The sequence below is a fragment of the Helicobacter trogontum genome (genome assembly GCF_000765905.2).
In the GTDB taxonomy this organism is placed as follows: domain Bacteria; phylum Campylobacterota; class Campylobacteria; order Campylobacterales; family Helicobacteraceae; genus Helicobacter_A; species Helicobacter_A trogontum.
Genome location: NZ_JRPL02000007.1, coordinates 51,506 through 75,667, shown reverse-complemented (window position 1 = coordinate 75,667; position 24,162 = coordinate 51,506). Strand labels below are relative to the sequence as shown.

The window sequence follows — 24,162 nt, the reverse complement described above, 5'->3', positions numbered from 1 at the left end:
AGCAAATTTATAGATCTAAGTCTATACAAACACAGCTCAATTATATACTACCAATATATACAATACATATCTTAATTTGTAAAACAATTTTTTAAGATAAAATATTGATGCGCGAGATTCTAATATCTATTATTTCATTATCAACACGCAACCAAGTATAAACTTAATCTTTTGTTGCATTATCTTCATAATACATGCAATATATCTTCAATCTGTCTCACTGTCCGCAAACAAAATGTATAAATTCCATAAAAACTAAGCTTTAAAAAAATCATCTAAGACCTTAGAATACAGCACAGCTTCAAATTCAATAATCTCATATTCAGCAACATTATTAATGCAGAATGGATCTTTTTTGGCAAAATCAAGCACAGAATCCCTATCACAAAATCGACCTATAATAAGCCCACCATCTTTTGGATTCCTAGGACCTGAAGCTAGAAGCACATTAGAATCATAACCCAATTTGAGATATGCTCTATGTTCTGCTAAAAATTGCTCAACTTGACTAAAAGGTTTTGTATAATTTACTTTGCAAACAAATAACTTATTCATCAATATTCCTTTCTTTAAATCATATGCATAACGAACACGACAATCAATGTTTTTGAAACCCCCACTCTTTTATATATTTCTAAGTCTACATTAGCAAAACCCACATAAGACTAACTCATGTATATGAATGCAAAATTATAGAAACTCACACCTTGTGTCTTATGGAATTCTAATACTATCAAGAATCTCTATTCTATCACATGCTTATTATTCAATATCAATAAGTGAAAAAATATGTGTTTTAGACTCTATTTCCTTTCTTTCTTTATTTTCTGCGAATTCAAGGAGATTAACAAGACAACACAACTCAATACATTTTGCCTCAAGCTTTGAGATAAGATTTAAAGCTGCATTGGCTGTACCACCTGTAGCTATCAAGTCGTCAATAAGAATAACATTAACTCCCTTTAATCCAGCAAATGCGTTTTCTTTTATCTCCACAGAATCTTTACCATACTCAAGTGAGTAAGTTTGCGAAAGCACATTGCCAGGTAATTTTCCCTTTTTTCTAATTGGAACAAAACCTGCATTTAGTGCAAATGCCAATGCAGAAGCAATCATAAAACCTCTTGCCTCAATCCCAATTACATATTCTACCTTATAAGCTTGATATCTGTGTACCAACATTTGTATATACTCATGAAAAAGCTTTCCATTATGTAAAAATGTTGTAATATCTTTAAATAAAATTCCTTTCTTTGGAAAATCTGGCACATCAGTGATTGCTTTCTCGATTTCTTCACGCAATGTCGGTTTGTGTTTTGCCATTTTAACTTCAGTATGATTTGCAGAATCTTCCAATATCAAGTCTTCTTCACTAAACGCATTGATAGGTTTTTCAATCTCATTGGGTTTCTTCCTCACCATACTCGCCCCCTTTGTAAAATTTAATCTAAAAAACATCACACAAATCCTTCAAAAAGTCTAAAAGATTTCAGAACACTACAAGAGTGCTTCTATCTTTTGTTCTAAATCCTTAATGCGGCTTTTATAATTATCTGTTTCTATACGATATTGCGAATTTCTTTGCTTTAGTGTCTTGACTTCACTTTTCAATGAATTAAGTTCTTTTGTTAATATATCAATATTACCTAACGCCCTTTGCAATGAGAGTTGGTGCTTTTGTATTAAAACTTCTGTTTCCACAAGAGTGTATTTCATATGTGAAGATTCTTTTCGCTCTTTTTGTGCTATACTTTTGTAGTAAAAAGCCACCACCACCATAAATAAAACAAAGAGGATAAAGATAGTTAATCCAAACCAAGCAGCTACTTCGCTCATTTTCAATCCTTTATGTTTGTGAGTTTTTCAACCCTTATTATGTGCCTATCGCCTTCAAACGCCTCATTTAGAAACACTTCTATGACAGCTTCAGCAACGCCAGCACCTATAACTCTCTCTCCTAAACATAGAACATTTGCATTGTTGTGCTTTCTTGCAACCGCAGCCGTATAAGGATCAAAGCACAGGGCAGCACGAATAGCACGATGTCTATTAGCAGCAATACTCATTCCAATTCCACTGCCACAAATCAATATACCAATGCTATTATCTATATCTTTTAGCATCTCTTGGCATAAAGTTTCTGCCATATCCGGATAATCTACACTATCGCTAACGTGCACACCTAAATCTTTAAATTCAATATTATGTTCTTTACAATATTTTGTTGCAACTCGCTTTATATTTAACCCTGCATGATCACTTGCTATAAATATCATCATGTTCCTTTTATTAAAGTTTCAAAAAGAATAAGAGTGTATTTTTCATAACCAATAATATTGCCTCATTTGTTGGTGGAAACAATAAAATGATAATGATTAAAATCATACCATATTTTTCAACATTATTATACAATCTCGCAAAGAAGCTGTTTTGGAAATAAAGTCCTATATATGCTAGTATCAAAGCACCATTTAGCGGTGGAATAGGCAGCAAATTAAAGATAGCCAACATAATATTGACTTGCAAAAGGATAAAAAAGAACTGCACAGTAAAATCACCATTTTGCATAAGATTTAATTCTATACCAAATCTCAAGATTACCACACAACACAATGCAATAAGAAAATTAAAAAATGTCCCAGATAATGCAACATAAAGGCAACCTTTATAACCTGTTCTTTCTCTAATATTCTCGTAATTGATTGGCATAGGTTTGGCATATCCAAATATAAAATTTGCTCCTAAAATAATTAGTGTAAGTGGGATAACAAAAGTGCCAAGTATATCAACATGTTTTAAAGGATTGAGTGTCACTCGATTAGATTCTCGCGGTGTTTCATCGCCATAACGTAACGCCATTAAACCTGATAGAATCTCCCTGCCAACAGCAGAAAACAATAATGCAACGATGTAACAACTAATAGTTACTACAACTTCAGCGATGTCTAAATCGTCCATTTTTCAATCCTTGAAATACTCTAAACCTGTCAATCACGATACAGCTAATATATACATTCATATTTATAAATCGTAAGGTCTGACTTCACCCTCAAATTTCTGTGCCTCTTTTTGCAAAGATTCTATACCTTTAAACATTCTCTGCCAACGCACTTTGTAGCGATTGATGGGTTCACTTGCCTCTGATTCCACGCTATCAGTCAGAGTAATGCTAAAATAAGTAAACCATGGCTGCCCTACGATACGACTATAATCAACCACACCCCAAAATCTAGAATCCTCGCTATTATCGCGATTATCCCCAACCATAAAAAAAGAATCACTATTAATTTCTTTATAAAAAACCTCTTCGCCACCTTCATATATAAGCTCCATGGCTACACCATTACCATTTGGTAACGCATTATTTGTCCCACCTATGCGTGCACGATGATACATCAAATCATAACTCTGAAAAGGTATTGTTTTATAATCTTTTTCTCCATAATGAATCCCAATGTATTCTTTCGCATAAGGCTCTTTTACATACCTTTCATTAAAGAACTCTCTTGTCTCATAGTCTTTAAAATGCGTATCAATATATGAATCACCCTCAAATGGTCGCAAATACATACCATCCTTTGCGAATACAACCTTATCTCCACCTACAGCAAAATTTCTTTTTACATAATATGTTTTGTCATCTCCAGGTGGATTAAATACGACTATATCACCTCTTTTAGGTCTATCCCCCTCGATTATATGTCTATTGCCATGAAAATCTGGTAAGATTGGGATTTCAAGCCATGGGATCTTTGGTATTGTGATTCCATAGGAATATTTTTTTACAAACATCATATCGCCTTCATGAAGTGATCCAACCATTGAACGGCTAGGGATAATAAAACCTTGTGCCACAAAAAATACCAAACACAATACAATGACAATCGCCCCAGTCCAACTTGACACAAAATTACCAATCAATTTTAAAAACTTCATAATACGCCCTTGAATAATTTGAAAAGTTTTAGAGAATTACAACAAAAGTGAAATTCTACTATCAAATACTTAATATTTATACTTTCTCTTTGTCTTAAGGTTATTCCTGGTTTGAAACTCTAATCTTCAATAAGGCTTTATTAACACCAAACACAATCGCATTGAATGAGAAATAGAGGTACTATAGAGATTCCATAAACAACAATACTTGCTCGGTATTTTATACTACAAATTTAGTACATGCAATAAATAAAACAATATATTGGTTAGAATAAATATGCTATGATTTTACACGATTATGCAATTTTATCTATTAAAGGCTTAAATATGGCAATGTCAAATATCGATCAAGTAACTAGTTTGCATAAAAATAATGAATTACAGCTACTTTGCTTCCGTTTGGAAAAAGGAAAAGATTTATATGCGGTTAATGTGTTTAAGATAAGGGAAGTCGTGAAATACAATGGAGCCATTACTATTGTAAGTCATGAGCCAAATTCTCTTGTAGAAGGACTTATTACAATACGTGAACTCACAATACCGCTCATTGATATGCGTAAATGGTTTTTTTATGATCCTGCAATGCCTACAAAGAATCTGCGTAATTATGCCGTACCAAGACAAAAAGGTGAAGATGACATCGTGATGATATGTGAGTTCTCAAGATGGACGATTGGGGTACGTATCTATGAGGCGGATCGAATCTTAAATAAAAAATGGACAGAAATAGAACAAAGTGCGGGTGTTGGGGGTAGCAGTGGGGGCAATGGCAAACTTGTCTCACGTACAAGGTATTATGATGGCAAGTTAGTGCAGGTTGTTGATATTGAAAAAATGCTTCTTGACGTATTCCCATGGATTGAAGAGGAAAAAAACAAAGAAATGGAGAGTATTAGTCAAGTTGTTACAACAAAAAAGATATTACTTGCAGACGATAGTCCAAGTGTGCTAAAAACTATGCAAACTATTCTCAATAGGTTAGGTGTCGTCCATATCGATTTTATTAATGGGCAAAAATTACTTGATTATTTATTTAGCCCAGATACTGACATTTCAGAAATTGGGCTTATCATCACCGATCTAGAAATGCCCGAAGCAAGTGGTTTTGAAGTGATTAAACAAGTAAAATCGAATGCGGTATCAAAACATATACCTATTGTTGTAAATTCTTCAATGAGCGGCACGAGCAACGAAGAGATGGCATTATCACTTGATGCAGATGAATTCATATCAAAATCTAATCCTGTCGAGATTGAAAAAGCGGTGCGAGAGTTGATGTTGTGCTAGTTATGATATGCTTGTCACCTCTTTTTGTAAGATACTGGGCGCATAACAATAAATAATAATCACAGCTTTTCAACACAAAAGCTTTCTTATATTTGGGGATCAATAATGCAAACACAAGAACAAGCAATACAACAAGAAAACGTTATACCATCATGGCATAGAGACTTTTTAGATAATAAGATTATGTTGCAACAGAATCTAAAAGGCACAAATTTAGCGTTTAATATTCCAACACCAAGTTATGTATTGTGTAAAGATTCTTTAAATGCAAATATTACCTTATTGCAAAATATAGCAGAAAAGTCTGGAGCACATATCTTAGTCGCATTAAAGGGTTATAGTTTTTGGAGAGTGTTTGAAGCAGTTCGCACAAAACTGCAAGGGGCTACTTGCAGTGGCGTTAATGAAACACTTTTGGCATTTGATAGCATTGCTACACCCTTGTTGGAACAAGATGTAAATACGAGGGAAGCAATTAAGATACTATTACCATACATAGGTGATATACAGACATCACAATACAATGTAGAGGATCTCAGCAATGCTTTCTATACCTCTATCAAACAAACCTCCTCTATAAAGCAAGATGATATACAATCAAATGCATTATCCCAATCCATTTTAAATGATTTAGATAATATTTTAAAAGAAGAGAATAATTGGCAAGAGCTATGCAAGATCATTCCATATGCTTTTTTCAATCTGTTTATACGCAAAGAAATATGTGTATTTGCACCAGCCTACAAAGAAAACCAAATGCAAAATATACTGCCCTACGCGACACATATTATATTTAATTCTTTAGGGCAATGGGAGCGATTCAAACCTCTTATAGACGCACAAAATAATTCTCTTAAAAAAATATATGATATATTGCTGACATGCAAAAGAAATAAGATTGTGTGCTTTGATATTCCAGATGAGATTCCACAAATTCATGTCGGACTTCGCATTAACCCTTTATATAGTGAGGTAAGCCCCCCTATTTATAATCCATGTATCCCCAAGAGCCGACTAGGTATTATACCTGATGTTTTTCATAGAGATTTGGAAAGACTTGCCGAAAAATATGGCTACACAGACACATTTTCATTTTTTAAAACACATTTTAGTGGTTTACATTTTCACACACATTGTGAGCAAGATTCCAGTGCATTGCAACGGACATTACCGCACGTTATACAACATTTTGGAGATTATATTGCACATTGCAAATGGGTGAATTTTGGTGGTGGTCACCATATCACAAGAAGTGATTATGATTGTGCTTTGCTTGTAAATCTCATTGAGGACTTCAAGGCAAGATACAACAACATTCAAGTTATGCTAGAGCCTGGAGAAGCAGTAGGTTGGCAAACAGGAGATCTAATTGGCGAGGTTGTGGATATTATTGAAAATGAAGGTATGGTAGCCATACTTGATATAAGTGCAAGTTGTCACATGCCAGATTGCCTTGAAATGCCCTATCGTCCAGAGTGCTATAAGATTACAAAAGATTCTCAAGGAAATGCAGAAATCGAAATTGATAAGGGAGAAACTGAAGGGAAATATTGCTATCGTTTTGGTGGACCAACTTGCCTTGCAGGCGATGTAATCGGTGATTATAGTTTTAATACTCCATTAAAAATTGGTGATAAAATAGCATTTATTGATATGATACATTATACCATTGTGAAAAATACGACATTTAATGGCGTAGAGTTGCCTAATCTTGGTGTCTTAGAGGATGCCAAATTTAGACTATTGAAGCAATTTAGCTATACAGATTTTAAAGAACGTAATTAAACTAGCATAAGAGATTCTATGAAATACAACATGATATTTAGAATATAGAACTTATGTTTAATTAGACTAAAGCTATGTTGCTATAAGTCCTTTCTATACTTCCTAAATCTTAGCCTCTATTTTTAAATCAAGTTAAAAGAATGTGCGTTCTTTTTTGCAGCCTGCCTTGCAAAAAATACTATCTTAAACTATCTTTATGATTTACATTAAAAATTTAACAATATCTTATTACCCAATCGCATAAGTGCAACAAATAGATTCCATATTTAAAAAACCTATGGAGAAATTATAGAGAGATATATTAAGAACTATTGCAAAAGGCTTAAATTATTGATAGTAAATCATCATCTCATTCCTTCACATATATTGATTTGCAACTTATTATAGTTGCAAAAAAGTTTTAGACTTTATAGAAAGGAAAACGAAAGAGAAGAATAAGAATCTGCATTTTCATATTATTCTATATTGCAGATTCTTAAAATAAGAGACTCTTAGATATCTGAAGAAAATCTATAGATTAAAGCTAGATCACACCTTGATCAATCATGGCACCAGCAACTTTTCTAAATCCTGCAATGTTTGCACCAAGCACAAGATTCGTAGGATCGCCAAACTCTTTTGCAGTCTCACTTGAATTCACAAAAATACTTTCCATAATGTTATGTAGTCGCTTATCTACAACCTCAAAACTCCATGGATTCATGCTTGCATTTTGTGCCATTTCCAGCCCACTAACTGCCACACCACCAGCATTTGCAGCTTTACCTGGTCCATAACAAATCTTAGCATTAATAAATTGATGTGCTGCATCAAGATCTGAAGGCATATTTGCACCTTCACTAACACATTTACAACCATTGGCAAGAAGCGTTTTAGCATCGTTACCATTAAGCTCATTTTGTGTTGCACTTGGGAATGCAGCAAAACAAGGCACTGCCCATATCGGATTGCTACCTTTTGGATAATCACTTACTTTTGTATAAACTGCTTGTTTTCTCTCTTTTGCATATTCAGCAAGAGAAACGCGTTTTACCTCTTTGAGTTCTTTCAAGAGAGCCAAATCAATACCATCTTTATCATAAATCATACCTTGAGAATCGCTCGCTGTTACAGGTTTTGCCCCAAGTTGGTAAAGCTTTTCAATTGTATAAATCGCCACATTTCCAGCTCCAGATACGCTACAGATCTTACCTTCCAAGCTCTCACCACGTGCTTTTAACATTTCTTCTGCAAAATACACACAGCCATATCCAGTTGCCTCTGTCCTCACAAGGCTTCCACCCCATGCAATAGCCTTACCTGTAAGCACCCCATCAAAACGATTAGTAAGTTTTCTATATTGTCCAAAAAGATAGCCTATCTCTCTTCCACCAACGCCAATATCTCCCGCAGGAACGTCAGTTGTGGCACCAATATGGCGATATAACTCATTCATAAAACTTTGACAAAAACGCATAATTTCGCCATCACTCTTACCTTTTGGATCAAAGTCGCTTCCGCCTTTACCACCACCCATTGCAAGAGTTGTAAGAGAATTTTTAAAAATTTGTTCAAATCCCAAGAATTTAATCACACCCTCATTTACACTTGGATGAAATCTTAACCCACCTTTATATGGTCCAATAGCCGAGTTAAACTCAATGCGATAACCGCGATTTGTCTGAATTTTCCCATTATCATCCACCCAACTTACACGAAAGTGAATTTCTCTATCAGGGATAATCAGACGCTCGAGTATAGAGTAATTTTCATATCTTTTATCTTTTTGAAGTGCTGGTTCAAGGCACTCAAAAACTTCCTCCACAGCTTGATGAAAAAGTATCTGTGAAGGATACTGTTCTTTTAATTTACTAAGAACATTACTTGCGTATGACATGTTATCTCCTTCATTTAGTAAAAATATGCCTAAGGCTTTTTCATTATAGGATTCCAAAGCTTAAAAAAAACTAAAATTAAAGTTTTCATATAAAATTTATTATATAAAATATTGAAATACCCATTACATAAAGTTATTAAAATACTTACAAATTAATAATAATGTATTTGAATTACTAATATATGTAGAAATGTGAAGTTTTTTCACAATCTGTTTTTAATATAATTTATAATAAAATATTTATAGAAATATTCACATATTTTTTATTAAGTTTAATCTTCAAAAAATTGTATTGGATAGTGAATATCTCTGTATATAAATATAATATCTTTCCATATTGTGTATTTATATTATTAATATAGTATCAAGCTTGTATAAAATGATTCTAAGATTTTACTCCACCGTACAATTTCACATCTCTACAATAACAATAAAACATATTCAGATATTATTGCAATTTATTAATGGTAGTCAAGGGTTGAGTTTTGCTAAAATTAGTAGTAGGAAATGCGATATGCTTTTTATTATTCAAATTCTAATGAATATATTAAATTATATCAATTTCAGAAACATTTGATTATCACTGCGGTTGTTGTAGCATCACACTACTATACTACTATTAAATAATCTAGAAGCTTAATGTAATCAGAACTCAACAAATATCATATTATGTTAAACAAGCTCAAATCTTTGGTTATATCCATAATTCTACAAAAAAAGAGGACTTCTATCGACTCTATGGAAGACACGGATACCATTTATTAGATTCTTGCAAGACAAAAGATGAAATCAACCCTGCAAAATAAGCCACATCTTTTATAATTTTGCATAGCAAACAAAATTTTGCATGCCTACTCTACACTTACATAATATTCATATCTGCATATCAAAAGACTAAATTATGATTTTATTCAAGTCCTTTTATAAACCTCGGCTGCAACTCAAGCTTCTCGCTCACTCTGTGCCCTCAAATAGTTCTGTTGAAAGATAACGCTCACCTGTATCATTTAACATAGTAAGAATATTTGCATTTGGATATTTTTTTGCTAATATCTTTGCTGCATACACATTTGCCCCACTTGAGATACCAACAAGCAAACCTTCTTTTGAGGCAATTGTACGTGCCATACCAAACGCCTCTTCATTAGTCACTTGCAGCACTTCATTGAAAATTTTTGTATTAAGGATTGATGGCACAAACCCTGCTCCGATACCCTGAATCTTATGTGGTGCAGGGACACCGCCACTTAGCACAGGAGAACTCGCAGGCTCCACAGCCACTATATGTATATCTTTATATTTCTCTTTTAAGACACCACCAACACCAGTAAGGCTACCACCAGTACCAACACCAGCAACAAATATATCAATAGGAGTGTCCTTAAAAGATTCTAAAATCTCTTGTGCAGTAGTTTCTTTATGGATTATTACGTTTGCTTGATTATCAAATTGACTAAGACTTAAAGAATTTTTATAAGTATTACGCAGTTCTTCTGCACGTTCTAGTGCACCTTTCATACCCTTCTCTGGTGCAGTAAGCTCTATCTTTGCACCAAGTGCTGCCATAATCTTTCGTCTCTCAACGCTCATTGAACTTGGCATAACAATAATAAGTCGCAAACCAAGAGACGCACACACACCTGCTAAACCAACACCCGTATTGCCACTTGTCGCTTCCACGATAGTAGTATTTTGCGTTATTCTACCTTGCTTCATACCGTCAAAAATCATTGCCACAGCAACTCTGTCTTTAATCGAACTATTAGGATTCATAAATTCACATTTACCGAATATATTCGCCCCAAACTTCTGAGAAAGCTTATTTAGCTTTATAACTGGCGTCTTGCCAATAAGTTCTGTTACATTTTGTGCTATCATGATAAAAACTCCACTTGTAGTGATTGTATAACCACATAATTCCCAATGTTATGTGCTAATATTGTAGCAACTTAAAGTTAATAATAGTTGCTCATGCAAATGTTGTTAGGCGTTGATTTATTTAAGGAGGCTATTAATGAGTATGGAAAATTTTGTGAAAGAATATGAAAAAAATGTTGCAGATAGAAGTAAGGAGGGTATACCACCACTAGCCCTAACGGTTACACAAACACAGCAGGTAATTGAGATTCTAAAAGGCAGCAATGATACCAATAAGACATTTTGCAAAGATTTGCTTGTCAATCGCATCAATCCAGGTGTTGATGATTCTGCAAAGCTTAAAGCAGAATTTTTAGGCAAGATTGCAAATGGTGAAGAAAAGTGTAGTGTAATTGACAAAATAGAGGCTGCAAAACTACTTGGCACAATGCTTGGCGGTTATAATGTTCCCTATCTTGTTAAACTTGTAGAATCTAATGATAATGCAGTTGCAAAAGAGGCGGCAAATGCACTCAAAAATACACTTTTAGTATACGATGCATTTGATACTATTGCTAATATGAGTAAATCAAATGCACTTGCAAAAGAGATCATAGAATCTTGGGCAAATGCAGAATGGTTTTTATCAAAGCCGACATTGCAAGAAGAAATTAAGCTTGTTGTTCTCAAGATTGATGGCGAAACAAATACTGATGACTTAAGCCCAGCAAGTGATGCTTTTACACGCAGTGATATTCCACTGCACGCTAAAGCAATGTTGAAAAGTCGTGTAGAAAATTATGAAAGTCGTATAGAAAACATCAAAAAAATTGCAAGAGACAATAATGCAAGTGTAGTATATGTGGGTGATGTAGTAGGCACAGGAAGTAGCCGTAAATCTGCTTGCAACTCGATTGTATGGCATTTTGGTAATGAGATTCCTTATGTGCCAAACAAAAAAGGTGGTGGCTTTGTTATTGGTAGCATTATTGCTCCTATTTTCTTTGCTACATGTGAAGATAGCGGCTGTTTGCCTATTATTGCTAATGTAGATTCTTTGAAAGAAGGTGATGTGATTACACTAAAGCCTTATAGCGGCGAGATTTTGAAAGATTCTAAAGTAGTAAGCACCTTTAGCTTAAGCCCTACTACTATCATTGATGAAATACGTGCAGGCGGGAGAATTCCTCTTATTATTGGGCGCGGTTTGACAAATAAAGCAAGGAAGTTTTTAGGTTTAGATGAATCTAGCGTGTTCGCACAGGCAGAAAAGCCACAAGCAAGTACAAAAGGTTACACGTTAGCACAAAAAATGGTAGGTATCGCATGTGGTAAAAATGGAGTGAGACCGGGTGAATATTGTGAACCAAAGGCAACAACAGTTGGATCACAAGATACTACAGGAGCGATGACTCGCGATGAGGTAAAAGAACTAGCAAGTCTTAAATTTAGTGCAGATTTTGTTATGCAAAGCTTTTGCCACACTGCAGCATATCCAAAACCAGCCGATGTGAGCTTACAGGCTACATTGCCAGATTTTATGACAAGTCGTGGCGGCGTTGCATTACGTCCAAAAGATGGTGTCATTCACTCTTGGTTAAATAGATTCTGTTTGCCAGACACTGTTGGTACAGGCGGAGATTCTCATACACGTTTTCCTATTGGTATAAGTTTTCCTGCGGGTAGCGGACTTGTCGCATTTGCCGCGGTTACAGGGTCTATGCCACTTAATATGCCAGAATCTGTCCTAGTGCGTTTTAAAGGTAAATTAAATCCAGGTATTACACTAAGAGACCTAGTTAATGCTATCCCATATTATGCAATCAAACAAGGACTTTTAACCGTACCAAAACAAAATAAAAAGAACATCTTTAGCGGTAAGATTCTAGAAATCGAAGGACTTGAAGACATTAAAGTAGAGCAAGCATTTGAGTTAAGCGATGCAAGTGCAGAAAGAAGTGCGGCAGCTTGCACTATTGCTCTTAATAAGGAACCAATTATTGAGTATTTAGAATCTAATATTGCACTCATTAATGCTATGATAAAAGATGGTTATGGAGATGCAACAACTTTAAGAAAAAGAGCAGAAAAAATGCGAGAATGGATTAATAATCCTGTCTTATTAAAAGCTGATAAGGATGCTGAGTATGCAGCGATCATTGAGATTGATTTAAGTGAGATTAAAGACCCTATTCTTGCATGTCCAAACGATCCAGACGATGTAGCTACTTTAAGCGAGATTTTAGCAGATCCTAAGCGTCCAAAAAATATCGATGAAGTTTTCATTGGTAGCTGTATGACAAATATTGGACATTTTAGAGCATTTGGTGAAATCATGAAGAATGAGGGGCAGAGCGTCACTAGAACTTGGCTTGTGCCACCAACCAAAATGGATTCTAAGCAGCTAACCGAAGAAGGTTACTTCTCCCTCTTTGGTGCAGCAGGTGCTAGAATTGAAGTGCCTGGTTGTAGTCTTTGTATGGGGAATCAGGCGCGTGTAAAAGATAATGCAGTAGTGTTTTCTACATCAACAAGAAATTTTGATAACCGCATGGGTAAAGGTGCGCAAGTATATCTAGGAAGTGCGGAGCTAGGAGCAGTGTGTGCAAAGCTTGGACGCCTACCAAAACTTGAAGAATACCTTCAAATCGTGCCACAAAAACTAGGTAACAATACAAGCAATGTATATAAATATCTAGAGTTTGATAAAATAAAAGATTTTGCCTTGTAAAATCACGTAACGCTACTTCATATCTCAATCTAGGTTTGGAGGTTTCTATCACTCCTTTTTATTGGAAACCTCTAAACCACAATACTCTTTGATCAATTATATTAATAATGCACAATCTCTTTAAAACTAGAAAGCACAATAGAAGAAGATGAGCATTATACTCATTGCAACATGCAGCGTTGAATCTCTACAAAGTTTAGTTGAAATGATTTTCACACATACAACATTACACTTCACACATGCTCTATCTTATCATGCAGCAATGTAAATTAAACTTTCTTAATTGTATTGTGTCTATCAAATATTTTTCTCAAATGTGAGGCTTACGTATATGTAAACAAAAAAGCTTTAAGATCAGCAACTTTGCTAACATATAAGTCCAAGAAGATATTATTGTAAATTAAATCAATATTCTTAGGCCAAGTAATGTTATTATTGAAGGTTTATTAAAGGTTATATACCATTATTTCTTTAGCTCAATGCTAGATTGTGGCTTTTGTGAATCACTTAATAGCTTTACTTCTTTACTATTACTTTTAGATTGACCAAGGAACATACCTTTCTTTTCGATCACAAGTTCATCTGAAGTAATCGTGCCTTCCAATCTACCATTTGCCAGAATCTCAATTGCTTTTGCTTCAACATTACCTGTAATCTTACCACTAACAATAACCTTTTGTGCATAAACATCACCAGTGATCATCCCAGTTTTACCAACCATAACAGTATTTTTAGAATGAATAACACCCTCAAACTCTCCATCCGTATGAAAATGGCAATCTGTGTGTATTTCGCCTTTAAACTTTGTGTTGACTGCGATTATTGTTGCAGCTCCTCCTGTTGTTTCCTTCCCATTAGGTTGTTTATTATCTGAAGCAAAGAATGCCATGATATTCTCCTTTCTTTTTCAAAAATAAGGTCAAAATTTTGCATATTCCAATGCACAAAATTCATAGGATCGATAGGTTGTCCTAAAAATCGTATTTCATAATGCAAATGGGGGCCCGTACTGGCTCCAGAAGAACCAGTAAGCGCCACCAGTTGCCCTTTTTTTACAAACTGCCCTCTCTGCACCTTAATATCATTTAGGTGCGCATAATATGTTCTAAACCCAAATGAGTGAGAGATTTTCACGAGCTTCCCATAACCACCATTTCCACTACTACTAGCCCAATCTACGACCCCATCAGCAGTCGCATAAACAGGTGTATTCATAGGAGCCACCATATCAGCACCCGTATGTATATGATAAATGTGTAAAATGGGATGAAAACGCCTTCCATAAGGAGCCGACAAACGATAGTTAATATCAATAGGACTCCCATTTGGAATAAACTTCATAATAAAAGTTTTTTGCAGTGCAGTAATCGAGGCTGTATCCATTCTATCCAACAAATTTAGATCAGCATTATCCAACAAGACAATTGTATCTGATAGATTCTTATTTGCACCAACAACATTTTCTATATCTTCAAATCTATTGCCAACAAGAGCAATCTCCTCGTCCTTTTCCTGTATAGCCTCATTTAATCTTTCATTGTGCTGCTGCATACTCGCAAACTCATTGATAAGCTGTGTATGTCGCAGCTGCATGTTATATATTTCTTTTCGTATTACAGCAATACTAATGTAAGCAAATAAACCTAAAGTGAGTAGAAAAACAAGTAAATAAGCACCAATTTGGCGAAATATCATATCGACATTAATAAATTTTGAACCATTTAAATCTGTGATCATAATCACAAGGCGTTTATTCATGTTCATCACATATCACCCTGTTTAGCTTGGGCGTATTTCCGCGACACCACATCATAGCCTTGAGTTGTAAAAGAGTCTTGCGTATTATCAAAGCGATATGTTTTTTTAGAATCCAAAGCTTCTTTTATATTACCCATCTCTTCTTGTTGTAAATTTGCTTTGTCACCAAAGGCAAAATGAGAAGACATGTCATTCAGTTTTGCAATATCATTTAATGCCCACATGAGACTACTTACATCTATGTTAGCATTCCTTTCAACATTGAAGATAGATTGGAAATTCTGTGTATCCCAGTCAATAAAAGACAAAGTGTCTAATCCTTGACTTAAGAATCTCACCTCATAATAGAGGCTTATATGATTTTTACCTGGACTTGAAGTCGTGTAGCCTATAATATCACCTCTACTGACAAAATCGCCAACTTTTACCGCAATCCTATCAAGGTTTGTATACGCACTGCTAAAACCTAGCACATGAGACAGCCTCACGATATTTCCATACCCATACTTCTGATTGCCACCGCGAGTTGACTCCACTAAACCATCAGCGGTCGCATACACTGGCTCACTCTTACTTGTATAATAGTCATATCCTGTATTAGTGCTATGAGTTTGTATTGCAGCATACTGCATGTCAATTAATCCACGATCTCTTGCATTTCTTGTCGTTTTTTGCTTCATCTCAAACATAGCAAGTGGATTACCATTGGGGATAATCTGCAAAATTGTTGCTTTTTGTGTATCAGGAAGTGCTTGTAAATCTATATGACTAATTTGAGTTTTATCATTATGAAAGGAATTAAAATTTACCATTTTTTCTAAATCTGCAACTCGATCACGCATAGCTTGAAGCTCTTCTGTTTTGCTTTGTATGTCATCTTGTAAAAAGGCGTTTTGTTGATACATATCTTGAAATGCTTGATATGATTCTTGCTTTGCGGTATTAATTTCATCGAGTTGTTCTATAAAAGAAGACATGGCAAAATAACCTAGTGCAATCACCATACACAGCATAACACTGCCATACATCACAATTTTTTGCATTACCTTTGCCATTGTAAATTGTTTTGAGCCATTTTCATCAACTATTGTAATAGTTAAAGTTTTTTTAATCTTACCTGTATCTTCCATCTATACTACTGCCAAACATCATATTATTGTGCATTGCAATTTTTATCAAACCACAACAAAAACTGCTCCACAAGTGAAAAGCTTCCAAAAACCAAATATTTTTTATCTTGTTGTAAAATTTTTCCTGATTCTATCAGTTTTTTTGGCAATAAGTCAAGCCCCACAGCATAAGGACAAAAAAAGCTATAACATATTTGGGTGCTAGTATCATTTTTATGCCTGATAGGTTGAGAGGTGTTGCTATACTCATAATCAACGAGGTTTTCATTCCCTCCTTTTGATGCACTAGAGATTAAGGCTTGATCTGCATTGCTATTAGGATCTACTATCTTGTTTTCTAGTTTATAAACACTTTGTACATTTGCATTCAGTTGAGATTTCAAATCACAAGCATATTTTGGTGTAAAGCCCAAAGTGTCTAAAATATTTTCCATCTCATTTGGGTTTATTATACGTGGATTTTCAACCATAAAAATTATTATTTCAGAGATACAATCCTTAAATATACTTATAATATCTATAATTTCTTTGTCTTTATAGCTATTATAGATAAGCACAAAAGGCTCATTATTAAAATATAATTTTGCAGCAGAAATAGCAGCTTGTGCAGCCATGATATTGTGTCCTACATCAACTACGATATTTGGTGATATAGTTTGAAATCTACCTGCAAGATCTAACCTTCCTTTCAATAAAGGAATATCTAATTTTTTTAATACAAGAGATGCAAGGCCTAGATTCTCTACTAAAAAATGCGGAATCTGATGAGTACTGCTGTAAGCCCTGATTTCTTCTGTATATAGATCATTTTTAGATAAATAAGTAACCTCTTGAACTGGAATATGTTGTAATCCCAAATCCTGTGTGTGCATACCAATATCTTTTATATTTTCTAGTAATTTTAATACCTCTTTCTCTTGGAAATGCACAAAAATATCACCCTGTGCTGCACGAAGTTTTGTTAATGCAATAGATTCTAAAGTGCTCCCTAGCATTTCTTTGTGATCAAGTCCTATGCGAGTAAAGATAGTTATGTCATAGTGTAAAATAGATGTGCTGTCAAACTCACCACCAATACCTGCCTCCATAACAAGATAATCGCAATCTCTCCCCAACACAAGTGCAAGAAATGTAGCATATTCAAAATAGCTAGCCTCATGAATAAAAGAAAATTGCTGTAAAAAATCATGTGCCTCAAGCAATGTTTCAAGATCTACAACACCCCTATTTGTGTAGAATCTTTCTCTAAAATCAAACACATGTGGTGATGTAAAATGCAAAACTTTATGTCCAGATTCTATAATACTTTGTGCAATAAATCTCCCTGTACTACCCTTGCCATTTGTGCCAATGATATGGATATTACGACTATTTAAAGACAAATATGGTTGCAATAATAAGAAAAGTCTTCGCGCTCGTGTGGGATCAAATACGGCATATTCTTGTGCTTTAGAATCCATGTATTGGTATATCATAACAGCTCACTTTATATTGTATTAATTTAATTAATGCTTTTACATCAATTAAGCATATAGAAGCTTTATTACAGCTATCTTTAGATATTTTGTTGATATGTAATCTTTATAAATTGAAACTTGCAGAATCCATCACACAAACACATCAACAACCTGCTCTTCATTCTCTTTTTGCGATGAAGCATTATTTAACGCAGCGGTGCTTTTTGTATCTGTATTAGTACCCTCCCCTTTTATCTCACTATTATCTTTACTTGCATTTTCTATAGAATTATTTGTTTGCTTTGTATCCATTTTTGCAGAATCTTGTGTTGCCTTCTTATCTACACTATCATTGCTTTCTTTCATATTATTTGTTTTATCCACACTGGCATCATCTACTTTTATACTTACTTCATCTTTAGGATCTTTAGCTTTAGTGCCCTGTGTGGATACATTTGCAGTATTCATTTGCCCTTTATATTTATTATCACTACTTTTTTCATTAGAGCTTGTAGAATCTTCTTTTTTTGATTCTGTATTCAAGCCCACAGGGTTAGACTTTGTTGTATTAGATTCTATATTTTTATCATCTATATTAGATTTTGTAGTAGAATCTGCTGTCTTGAGTTTAGAATCACTAGATGCTGCAACCTTCTCTGCATTATTTTCAACTTGAGATTTTGCACTCTCTTGAGTATTTAGATTCTGCTGTATTGAATTTTCTTGATCTTTGCTTATTGTTGGAGTATTCGATTTTGCTGATACATCTTGTGTTGTAGAATCTATTGATGCGCTCAAAGCGGGTTGCTCTTGAGATATTTGAGCAAGAGCACTTGCTAGGTTGGGTGCTGGTTGTGCTGCTTTAAGTGCTGCATTTACCTCTTTTTGCTGTAAACGCACATTACGCAAATTCTCCATAGACAACCATCTACTTTTATTGATTTTGTCAATTTTTTGCTGTAGTTTTTGCACATTCTCTTCAATCTGCTGACTTAAGCGATCGATATTATCAGAAAATATATTAATAGAGTGCTCATCTCGCAAGTTAAGTGCACTCATATCTTTCCGTCCCAAATCAAGGGTAATCCCATCTTTTGCGTAATCCATTGTAAAGACATTCTTGTGGTTTAGTGTTGCTTTGCTTAAAATATCTTTAATCTGTAGTGTAGCCTCGTAACGTTGTCGCAACATTGTGTCATCAACTGGTGCCCAAGCATCGTTTTTTTCAGTTTTATAATTGCTTTTGATATCTTTTGTGATACTTTGCACATCACTCAAACTTTTTTTTGCTACCTGCAGGGCTTTCAGAGTATTTAGCATATCATTAATTTGTGCATCATATTCTGGATTTTCATCTGTGGCTATAGCATCAGCAGCGGGAACTTCATCAATGATGCTAAAAGTTTTTTGCATATCCACAAGCTTTAAAGAATCATTTGCTGTCGGTATTTTTTGCAATGCAATAGGCACCGCATTCACATTGATAGCCATGATAAACTCCATTTTTAATTTCTCATTTATCAAAGCAAAACTTATTCCTAATATCTAATACTTTAGAAAATACTGGTTACATATGGCAATAATCATTGATTATAATTTATCAATAAATAACCTCATCACTTATTTCACGGATAAGCTTATGAAATGTCAGCATAACATCTTTGTTATACCAAAAAGATTCTCCATTCACAATAATACTGCCATTTTCATCATAAAAATCACCTAACTCTATGCTTGTAAGAATATCTTGTGTCTTCTCATCAATCTTATAATAGATAACTATTTGTGGATAATTATAAGTTTGCCCTGTGTTAGCTATAAGCGATGTGTTCTCTAGAGTATGCAATGAGGGTAGATACTGATAAGGTTGGAGTATAAGATGTAATAGTCCCTTATCACCCATGCGACACCCCTGCATCAGAGATTCTTTTGTAAGATAAACTTGCAATGGTGTTTCCATGATCGCACAAATCTCCATAATGACAGGCATGGTAGGTATAAGCACATTCTGCCTTGGTGCTTTTGTGGCATAATATTCCCAACTTTCTGGCAAACCCGTATTATAGTTTTGCATTAGGGCTGGTGGCTCCTGTAAAACATGGGTTTTTAATGAAAAGTCTGGGGCATAAGGCGACTCTGCATGCAAAACACCGCTCCATACTATTACGCTTGTAATCAAACATTTTAAGATGTCTTTCATAGTTTTACCCCTTTCTGCAATGTTTTTAGAATCTAGATTCTAAAATTTTACTATCTCTTCAAACACACAAAGAATCTAGTAACCATAATCGGCAATTATTATACAAGATTCAATTCAGCATACTTATGTATATATTAAAATTAATAAGATATGATGACTAATGATATGGAATTATGCAATATCTATATGCAATATTTATTTGACAAAAACTTGTTACAATAATACAAAGTTTATTGTATAAAAAAGGATAAAACATGTTTGAACGCATTAATCAGATTATAAAAAATATTGAAAATATTCAAGATGAAATCACAATCTCGTTAAACATGGCAAAGATTAGTCTTGAGGATTATATCATGATTAAACGTGGTAGTTTGGATATGCCAGAACACTTAAATATGAGCTTGTTTGCAACAGTTGATGAGCAAGTTATGGCACTGAAAAAAGAAATTGATGTATTAAATAAATTAAAAAGAGAATGGTTTGTATATTAATATTATCAAACTATTTGCAGATTACAAGATAATTTGATTTTATTTTTTATAGTGTGAATGTTGTGATTTTATGATGGAAGGATGCAATCTTTCATGAAACTCATAGAAATCTTATATTCATTGCTTATCATAAGCATACTTGCCACGACAGCTTGGTTTGCCTACTCCTTTTCGCTACCAAATAATACGAGAGCTGCCTTAACAACACTTTATGCAATGAAGCATACAAGAATGCTATCTTTGATAGATCACTCAAAATTAGGCTATATTGGATTTGGCGATATTTACTCATTTGCTCGTGTGGATTCAAGACGATTATTGCAAAATAACATGCCTTTTCATTGGCAACTGCAATTTCATACAAGTGGAATTTACACAAAAAATAGTCTATCAATTTATAGAGACACTCCGCGTTTTGCGCATACGACTGATTTTGATAGGCGTCCACTCGCAGGAGATATTGTTGCATTGCATATTGGCACAACGCAATGTCTAAGTGGTTATAACAATACAAATATTACAGGATTTTGCAAGGATAATGCATTATTTGACTTTAGGCTACATGAAAGCACCAAGCTACAAACACTCGCATTGCAAATTCCCACTACTTGTCAAGAAAGAGATACTTTCCGCTTTTATTTTGATGATTTTGGCAAAGTGCTGTGTGGTCAGAATCTGCACATGCCAAATAATTTACAAAAAGTGCTTGTGGGCAATATTGTCATTGCTATTGAACCAAGCACTGGCTATGCATTCTTGCAATAATAAACACATGAATATCATGGATGATATAAATCTATAAAGATCACAATCTATGTCACATCTTATCGTAAAGCTTTATAAGAGTTTGACACATACTTCATGATAATAAAACATCGATCAGAATCTACTTAAAGCTTTTTAATTTTATCAGTAATTAAACCTTCATTTACGGAGGAAAATTATAAGGCTTAACCTTAGTAATTAGTCATTAACATACATATTCTTTAGACATGAACTATGATAGATAATTCAAATATTGATACACTTACTTTTGCATTGCTGCACAATAACACAACTTATTCAAAGAGGCAAACCAGATATAATAGCAATGATGGTATTTTGTGCTAATTAAACATAAATTGTAAATTACTAGCTAGATAAATACTTAATTATAAGTTTTATATCACTTCGCTACAAATTAAAATTTTAATCCTACAATCTCGCATACAACCCTGCTTATATATTGCAGCCTCTTTATGTAAAAAAATCGATTATAAATTATATTTTTATATCCCGCATTATTGTTGCATAAAACCGCAAGATAAGATACACCCTTGTTGCATCTATTACTTATTTTTCTCTACAACATAATATCTCAATTTTATTTAAAGTTAAACTTAATCAGTCTTGTTAAGACATGATACAATAGTATATTTACAAAGATCTAATAAAAAACAAAGTTCCAAAAGGATATAAGTGTATGAAAAAATTATTTTTTGTTTTTTTAAGCTGCTTTATATATATGCAAGCAGAAGTATTAAAAGAATGTAAAAGTAAAAAAGACAGGCTAGAAGCTTGTATCAAAAAAACATATTATGCAAATGGAAATATAAAATCTGAAACATCATACAAAAATGGAGAATTATATGGTACTGCAAAAATATATTTTAAAAATGGGAAGTTGAAATCTGAAACACCTTATAGAGGCGATGAAATACATGGTGTCGTAAAACACTATTTTTCAAATGGGAATTTAAAGGCCGAAACCCCATATATACATGACACAATACATGGTAGCGAAAACTACTACTATAAAAATGGGAAACATTTGTTATCAATCATCTATCAAGATGGTGTGGCAATCTCTGGTGTTTGCGATAATCAAAAATTATTAACAACCACTCAAATACGCAATTGGCACACAATACTTAACATTGCTGATATATGCAATCAAGATTAGCTCTATCTTGTCATATAAAAGCTATCTTAAAGTGTTCTATATTTTATACCCCTTTGCTTCTTTATTGCTTTTCACATAATATATAATATGTCTGATTATAAATTGCAATCACACATCTATGAAATTCTAAACATATTGCCGCCTAACATAAACTCATAAATTTTACTACACTCGCCACACAGACTTCAGTCAAATTCATAGGGATTTAACTTTTAAAATATTTTAAAGATTCTTTGATCCTTAAAGAACCACATGAAAATTATTTAATACAATATGTTTTAATAATCTTGTTTTTGAATAACATTTTAGATTGTTATACAAAAAGTATGTGGTAGTTTTTATTGTATATATCCTATAAAGATTTATTAAACAAAGATGTCTTAAACCACTCTATAATCATCTAAAACTCATATATTTATATTATAAAGTTGTTTGCACATATTCTTTTATGGGTAAAAGATTTAAAGCAATAAATCTAAAAGATGTTTCACAAGATAATTGAGCAGATAACTCAAATATCAAAAAGCTTAGCAAGTCTTTATACATGCAACTTCTAGTAAGCTAAAATCCGCTAAGAAAATGATGAGTTTATCATGTGATCGATAGGAAACGAGTAACTTTGTTTGATCTAGATTCCAAATCATTATAAATGCCAACATAATTAGCCATTCATGTGAGTCTGTAAAATTAGCCTAGAAAGGTTAAAAGATTAGAATCAAATAATAAGAAAAGCAGACTATCCAACAATACACACAAAAGATTCAGCCTCTTACAAACTCTTTCAATAAGCTTGGTTTATTAGCGCTCATAAAATGGAATTTATTATGTAGTGTCTGCAAACCAAAAAAAAGCTCTCTTGAAAGCTCTAAGCCCACTTTCTGCTCTTCTTCCTTGCTGCGTATACTTGCCTTTTCTAGTCTCTCAACCCATTCGTTTGGAATATACACGCCAGGCAATTTATCACGCAAAAATAACGCCACTTTGTAATTTAACACAGGAAAAAATCCCAAAATCATAACACATTTTTGCTCCAAGTTTTCATTTATTTCTTCCAAACTTTCAAGCAAGAATTGTGCACTTTGGAGTGAAAACACAGGTTGCGTAAAAAGTCCTTCAACCTTTGAATTACTAAGCTTTTTAAGCATTTTCTTTTTTAGAGATTCTGTGTTGTTGGCATGAGAATTAATAACAGAAAAATTGTAAATAGGCTTTACCCCATCCTTTAAAGCCTTACCATTTGCTGCCACGCCTTGATTTAAGTCCTCTATGATTCTGCCAAGTTTTAAAGAACTTTCTTCAAATACACCCTTAGCCCCAGCACAATCCCCATTCTTCACACTATCACCACTAAGGCTAAGAAAGGCACGCAATCCAAACTCATTTGCTGCCAAAATATCTCCACATAAAGCAATAGAGTTCCTATCTCTCATTGAAAGCGTACAAATAAGTGGCTTATTGAGAGCATTTTGTAATTTGATTGAACTAAGAATTGATGAGGGCTTAAGCCGTGCAAGTGGAGAATCTGTGCAGACAAAACAATCTGCTTGTTCTAAAGATTCTAGTTCATCTATCACATTTTGCCCAATTGTAGCACTTAGTCTCGGTGAGACCTCTACGCTCAAAAATGATTCATTGCTTCTTAGTTTAGCTACAAGAGATTCTAACATCGTGCTATCCTTTCTTTCATTTTAGTTTGGAGACTTAGATTC

The 24,162-nt window shown here is 33.9% G+C and carries 21 protein-coding genes; 6 read left to right on the top strand and 15 right to left on the bottom strand.

Going from position 1 to position 24,162, the window contains the following annotated elements; translation table 11 throughout:
• Positions 1-255: 255 nt before the first annotated feature.
• The 6 genes from LS81_RS04465 to lepB form a co-directional block, all read right to left on the bottom strand.
• Complete coding sequence (locus LS81_RS04465) at positions 256-555, bottom strand: YciI family protein (protein WP_034344841.1); 300 nt, start codon at positions 553-555, stop codon at positions 256-258.
• 207 nt (positions 556-762) lie between these two features.
• On the bottom strand, positions 763-1,323 hold the full coding sequence (gene apt / locus LS81_RS04460) for an adenine phosphoribosyltransferase (RefSeq protein WP_034346981.1): 561 nt from the start codon (positions 1,321-1,323) through the stop codon (positions 763-765).
• A gap of 174 nt (positions 1,324-1,497) precedes the next feature.
• A complete protein-coding gene (locus tag LS81_RS04455; protein WP_034344843.1) occupies positions 1,498-1,836 on the bottom strand; it encodes a hypothetical protein in 339 nt (112 codons plus the stop codon).
• 2 nt (positions 1,837-1,838) lie between these two features.
• Positions 1,839-2,276 carry a ribose 5-phosphate isomerase B gene (gene rpiB, locus LS81_RS04450; RefSeq protein ID WP_081955882.1) on the bottom strand — a complete coding sequence of 146 codons (438 nt, stop codon included), beginning with the start codon at positions 2,274-2,276 and terminating at the stop codon, positions 1,839-1,841.
• Between the two features lie 13 nt (positions 2,277-2,289).
• Entirely contained in the window at positions 2,290-2,958 is a 669-nt protein-coding gene (locus LS81_RS04445) for a site-2 protease family protein (RefSeq protein WP_034320168.1), read from the bottom strand.
• Between the two features lie 63 nt (positions 2,959-3,021).
• A complete protein-coding gene (gene lepB, locus LS81_RS04440) occupies positions 3,022-3,936 on the bottom strand; it encodes a signal peptidase I (RefSeq protein ID WP_034344849.1) in 915 nt (304 codons plus the stop codon).
• Positions 3,937-4,263: 327 nt separating this feature from the next.
• Here lepB and LS81_RS04435 point away from each other — a divergent pair, with 327 nt between their 5' ends.
• Both LS81_RS04435 and LS81_RS04430 read left to right on the top strand, forming a co-directional pair.
• The gene (locus LS81_RS04435; RefSeq protein ID WP_034344853.1) at positions 4,264-5,223 is read left to right on the top strand and encodes a chemotaxis protein; all 960 of its coding nucleotides are present in this window, start codon (positions 4,264-4,266) and stop codon (positions 5,221-5,223) included.
• A 105-nt stretch (positions 5,224-5,328) separates the two neighbouring features.
• Positions 5,329-7,008, top strand: a complete 1,680-nt coding sequence (locus tag LS81_RS04430; protein ID WP_233715888.1) for a carboxynorspermidine decarboxylase — start codon at positions 5,329-5,331, stop codon at positions 7,006-7,008.
• 523 nt (positions 7,009-7,531) lie between these two features.
• Here the strand turns inward: LS81_RS04430 and gdhA are convergent.
• Both gdhA and cysK read right to left on the bottom strand, forming a co-directional pair.
• Complete coding sequence (gene gdhA / locus LS81_RS04425) at positions 7,532-8,884, bottom strand: NADP-specific glutamate dehydrogenase (RefSeq protein ID WP_034344857.1); 1,353 nt, start codon at positions 8,882-8,884, stop codon at positions 7,532-7,534.
• A gap of 954 nt (positions 8,885-9,838) precedes the next feature.
• Positions 9,839-10,762, bottom strand: coding sequence for a cysteine synthase A (cysK, locus tag LS81_RS04420; protein WP_034344860.1), 924 nt, complete (start codon positions 10,760-10,762; stop codon positions 9,839-9,841).
• A gap of 142 nt (positions 10,763-10,904) precedes the next feature.
• Here cysK and acnB point away from each other — a divergent pair, with 142 nt between their 5' ends.
• On the top strand, positions 10,905-13,472 hold the full coding sequence (acnB, locus tag LS81_RS04415; protein WP_034346984.1) for a bifunctional aconitate hydratase 2/2-methylisocitrate dehydratase: 2,568 nt from the start codon (positions 10,905-10,907) through the stop codon (positions 13,470-13,472).
• A gap of 463 nt (positions 13,473-13,935) precedes the next feature.
• Here acnB and LS81_RS04410 read toward each other — a convergent pair whose 3' ends face one another.
• The 6 genes from LS81_RS04410 to LS81_RS04385 all read right to left on the bottom strand — a co-directional run bounded on the left by LS81_RS04410 (position 13,936) and on the right by LS81_RS04385 (position 20,017).
• Complete coding sequence (locus tag LS81_RS04410) at positions 13,936-14,361, bottom strand: bactofilin family protein (RefSeq protein ID WP_034318693.1); 426 nt, start codon at positions 14,359-14,361, stop codon at positions 13,936-13,938.
• Complete coding sequence (locus LS81_RS04405; RefSeq protein ID WP_034344864.1) at positions 14,292-15,236, bottom strand: M23 family metallopeptidase; 945 nt, start codon at positions 15,234-15,236, stop codon at positions 14,292-14,294. Before LS81_RS04405 ends, LS81_RS04410 begins: the two co-directional genes overlap by 70 nt.
• The gene (locus tag LS81_RS04400; RefSeq protein ID WP_034344867.1) at positions 15,236-16,360 is read right to left on the bottom strand and encodes a M23 family metallopeptidase; all 1,125 of its coding nucleotides are present in this window, start codon (positions 16,358-16,360) and stop codon (positions 15,236-15,238) included. Before LS81_RS04400 ends, LS81_RS04405 begins: the two co-directional genes overlap by 1 nt.
• Positions 16,361-16,383: 23 nt before the next feature.
• Complete coding sequence (locus tag LS81_RS04395) at positions 16,384-17,835, bottom strand: Mur ligase family protein (RefSeq protein WP_052096463.1); 1,452 nt, start codon at positions 17,833-17,835, stop codon at positions 16,384-16,386.
• A gap of 132 nt (positions 17,836-17,967) precedes the next feature.
• Positions 17,968-19,308, bottom strand: a complete 1,341-nt coding sequence (locus LS81_RS04390) for a hypothetical protein (protein ID WP_034344869.1) — start codon at positions 19,306-19,308, stop codon at positions 17,968-17,970.
• A 109-nt stretch (positions 19,309-19,417) separates the two neighbouring features.
• A complete protein-coding gene (locus tag LS81_RS04385; RefSeq protein ID WP_052089123.1) occupies positions 19,418-20,017 on the bottom strand; it encodes a hypothetical protein in 600 nt (199 codons plus the stop codon).
• A 254-nt stretch (positions 20,018-20,271) separates the two neighbouring features.
• Between LS81_RS04385 and LS81_RS04380 the strand changes: the two genes are divergently transcribed.
• From LS81_RS04380 to LS81_RS04370, 3 genes are all read left to right on the top strand, one after another.
• Positions 20,272-20,511, top strand: coding sequence for a DUF2443 family protein (locus LS81_RS04380; protein ID WP_034319108.1), 240 nt, complete (start codon positions 20,272-20,274; stop codon positions 20,509-20,511).
• Between the two features lie 93 nt (positions 20,512-20,604).
• Positions 20,605-21,276, top strand: a complete 672-nt coding sequence (locus LS81_RS04375; RefSeq protein WP_034344871.1) for a hypothetical protein — start codon at positions 20,605-20,607, stop codon at positions 21,274-21,276.
• A 697-nt stretch (positions 21,277-21,973) separates the two neighbouring features.
• The gene (locus LS81_RS04370; protein WP_052096464.1) at positions 21,974-22,453 is read left to right on the top strand and encodes a toxin-antitoxin system YwqK family antitoxin; all 480 of its coding nucleotides are present in this window, start codon (positions 21,974-21,976) and stop codon (positions 22,451-22,453) included.
• A gap of 761 nt (positions 22,454-23,214) precedes the next feature.
• Here the strand turns inward: LS81_RS04370 and LS81_RS04365 are convergent.
• Positions 23,215-24,120 (bottom strand): methylenetetrahydrofolate reductase, encoded by a 906-nt coding sequence (locus LS81_RS04365; protein ID WP_034344873.1) that lies wholly within the window; start codon positions 24,118-24,120, stop codon positions 23,215-23,217.
• Positions 24,121-24,162: the final 42 nt, after the last annotated feature.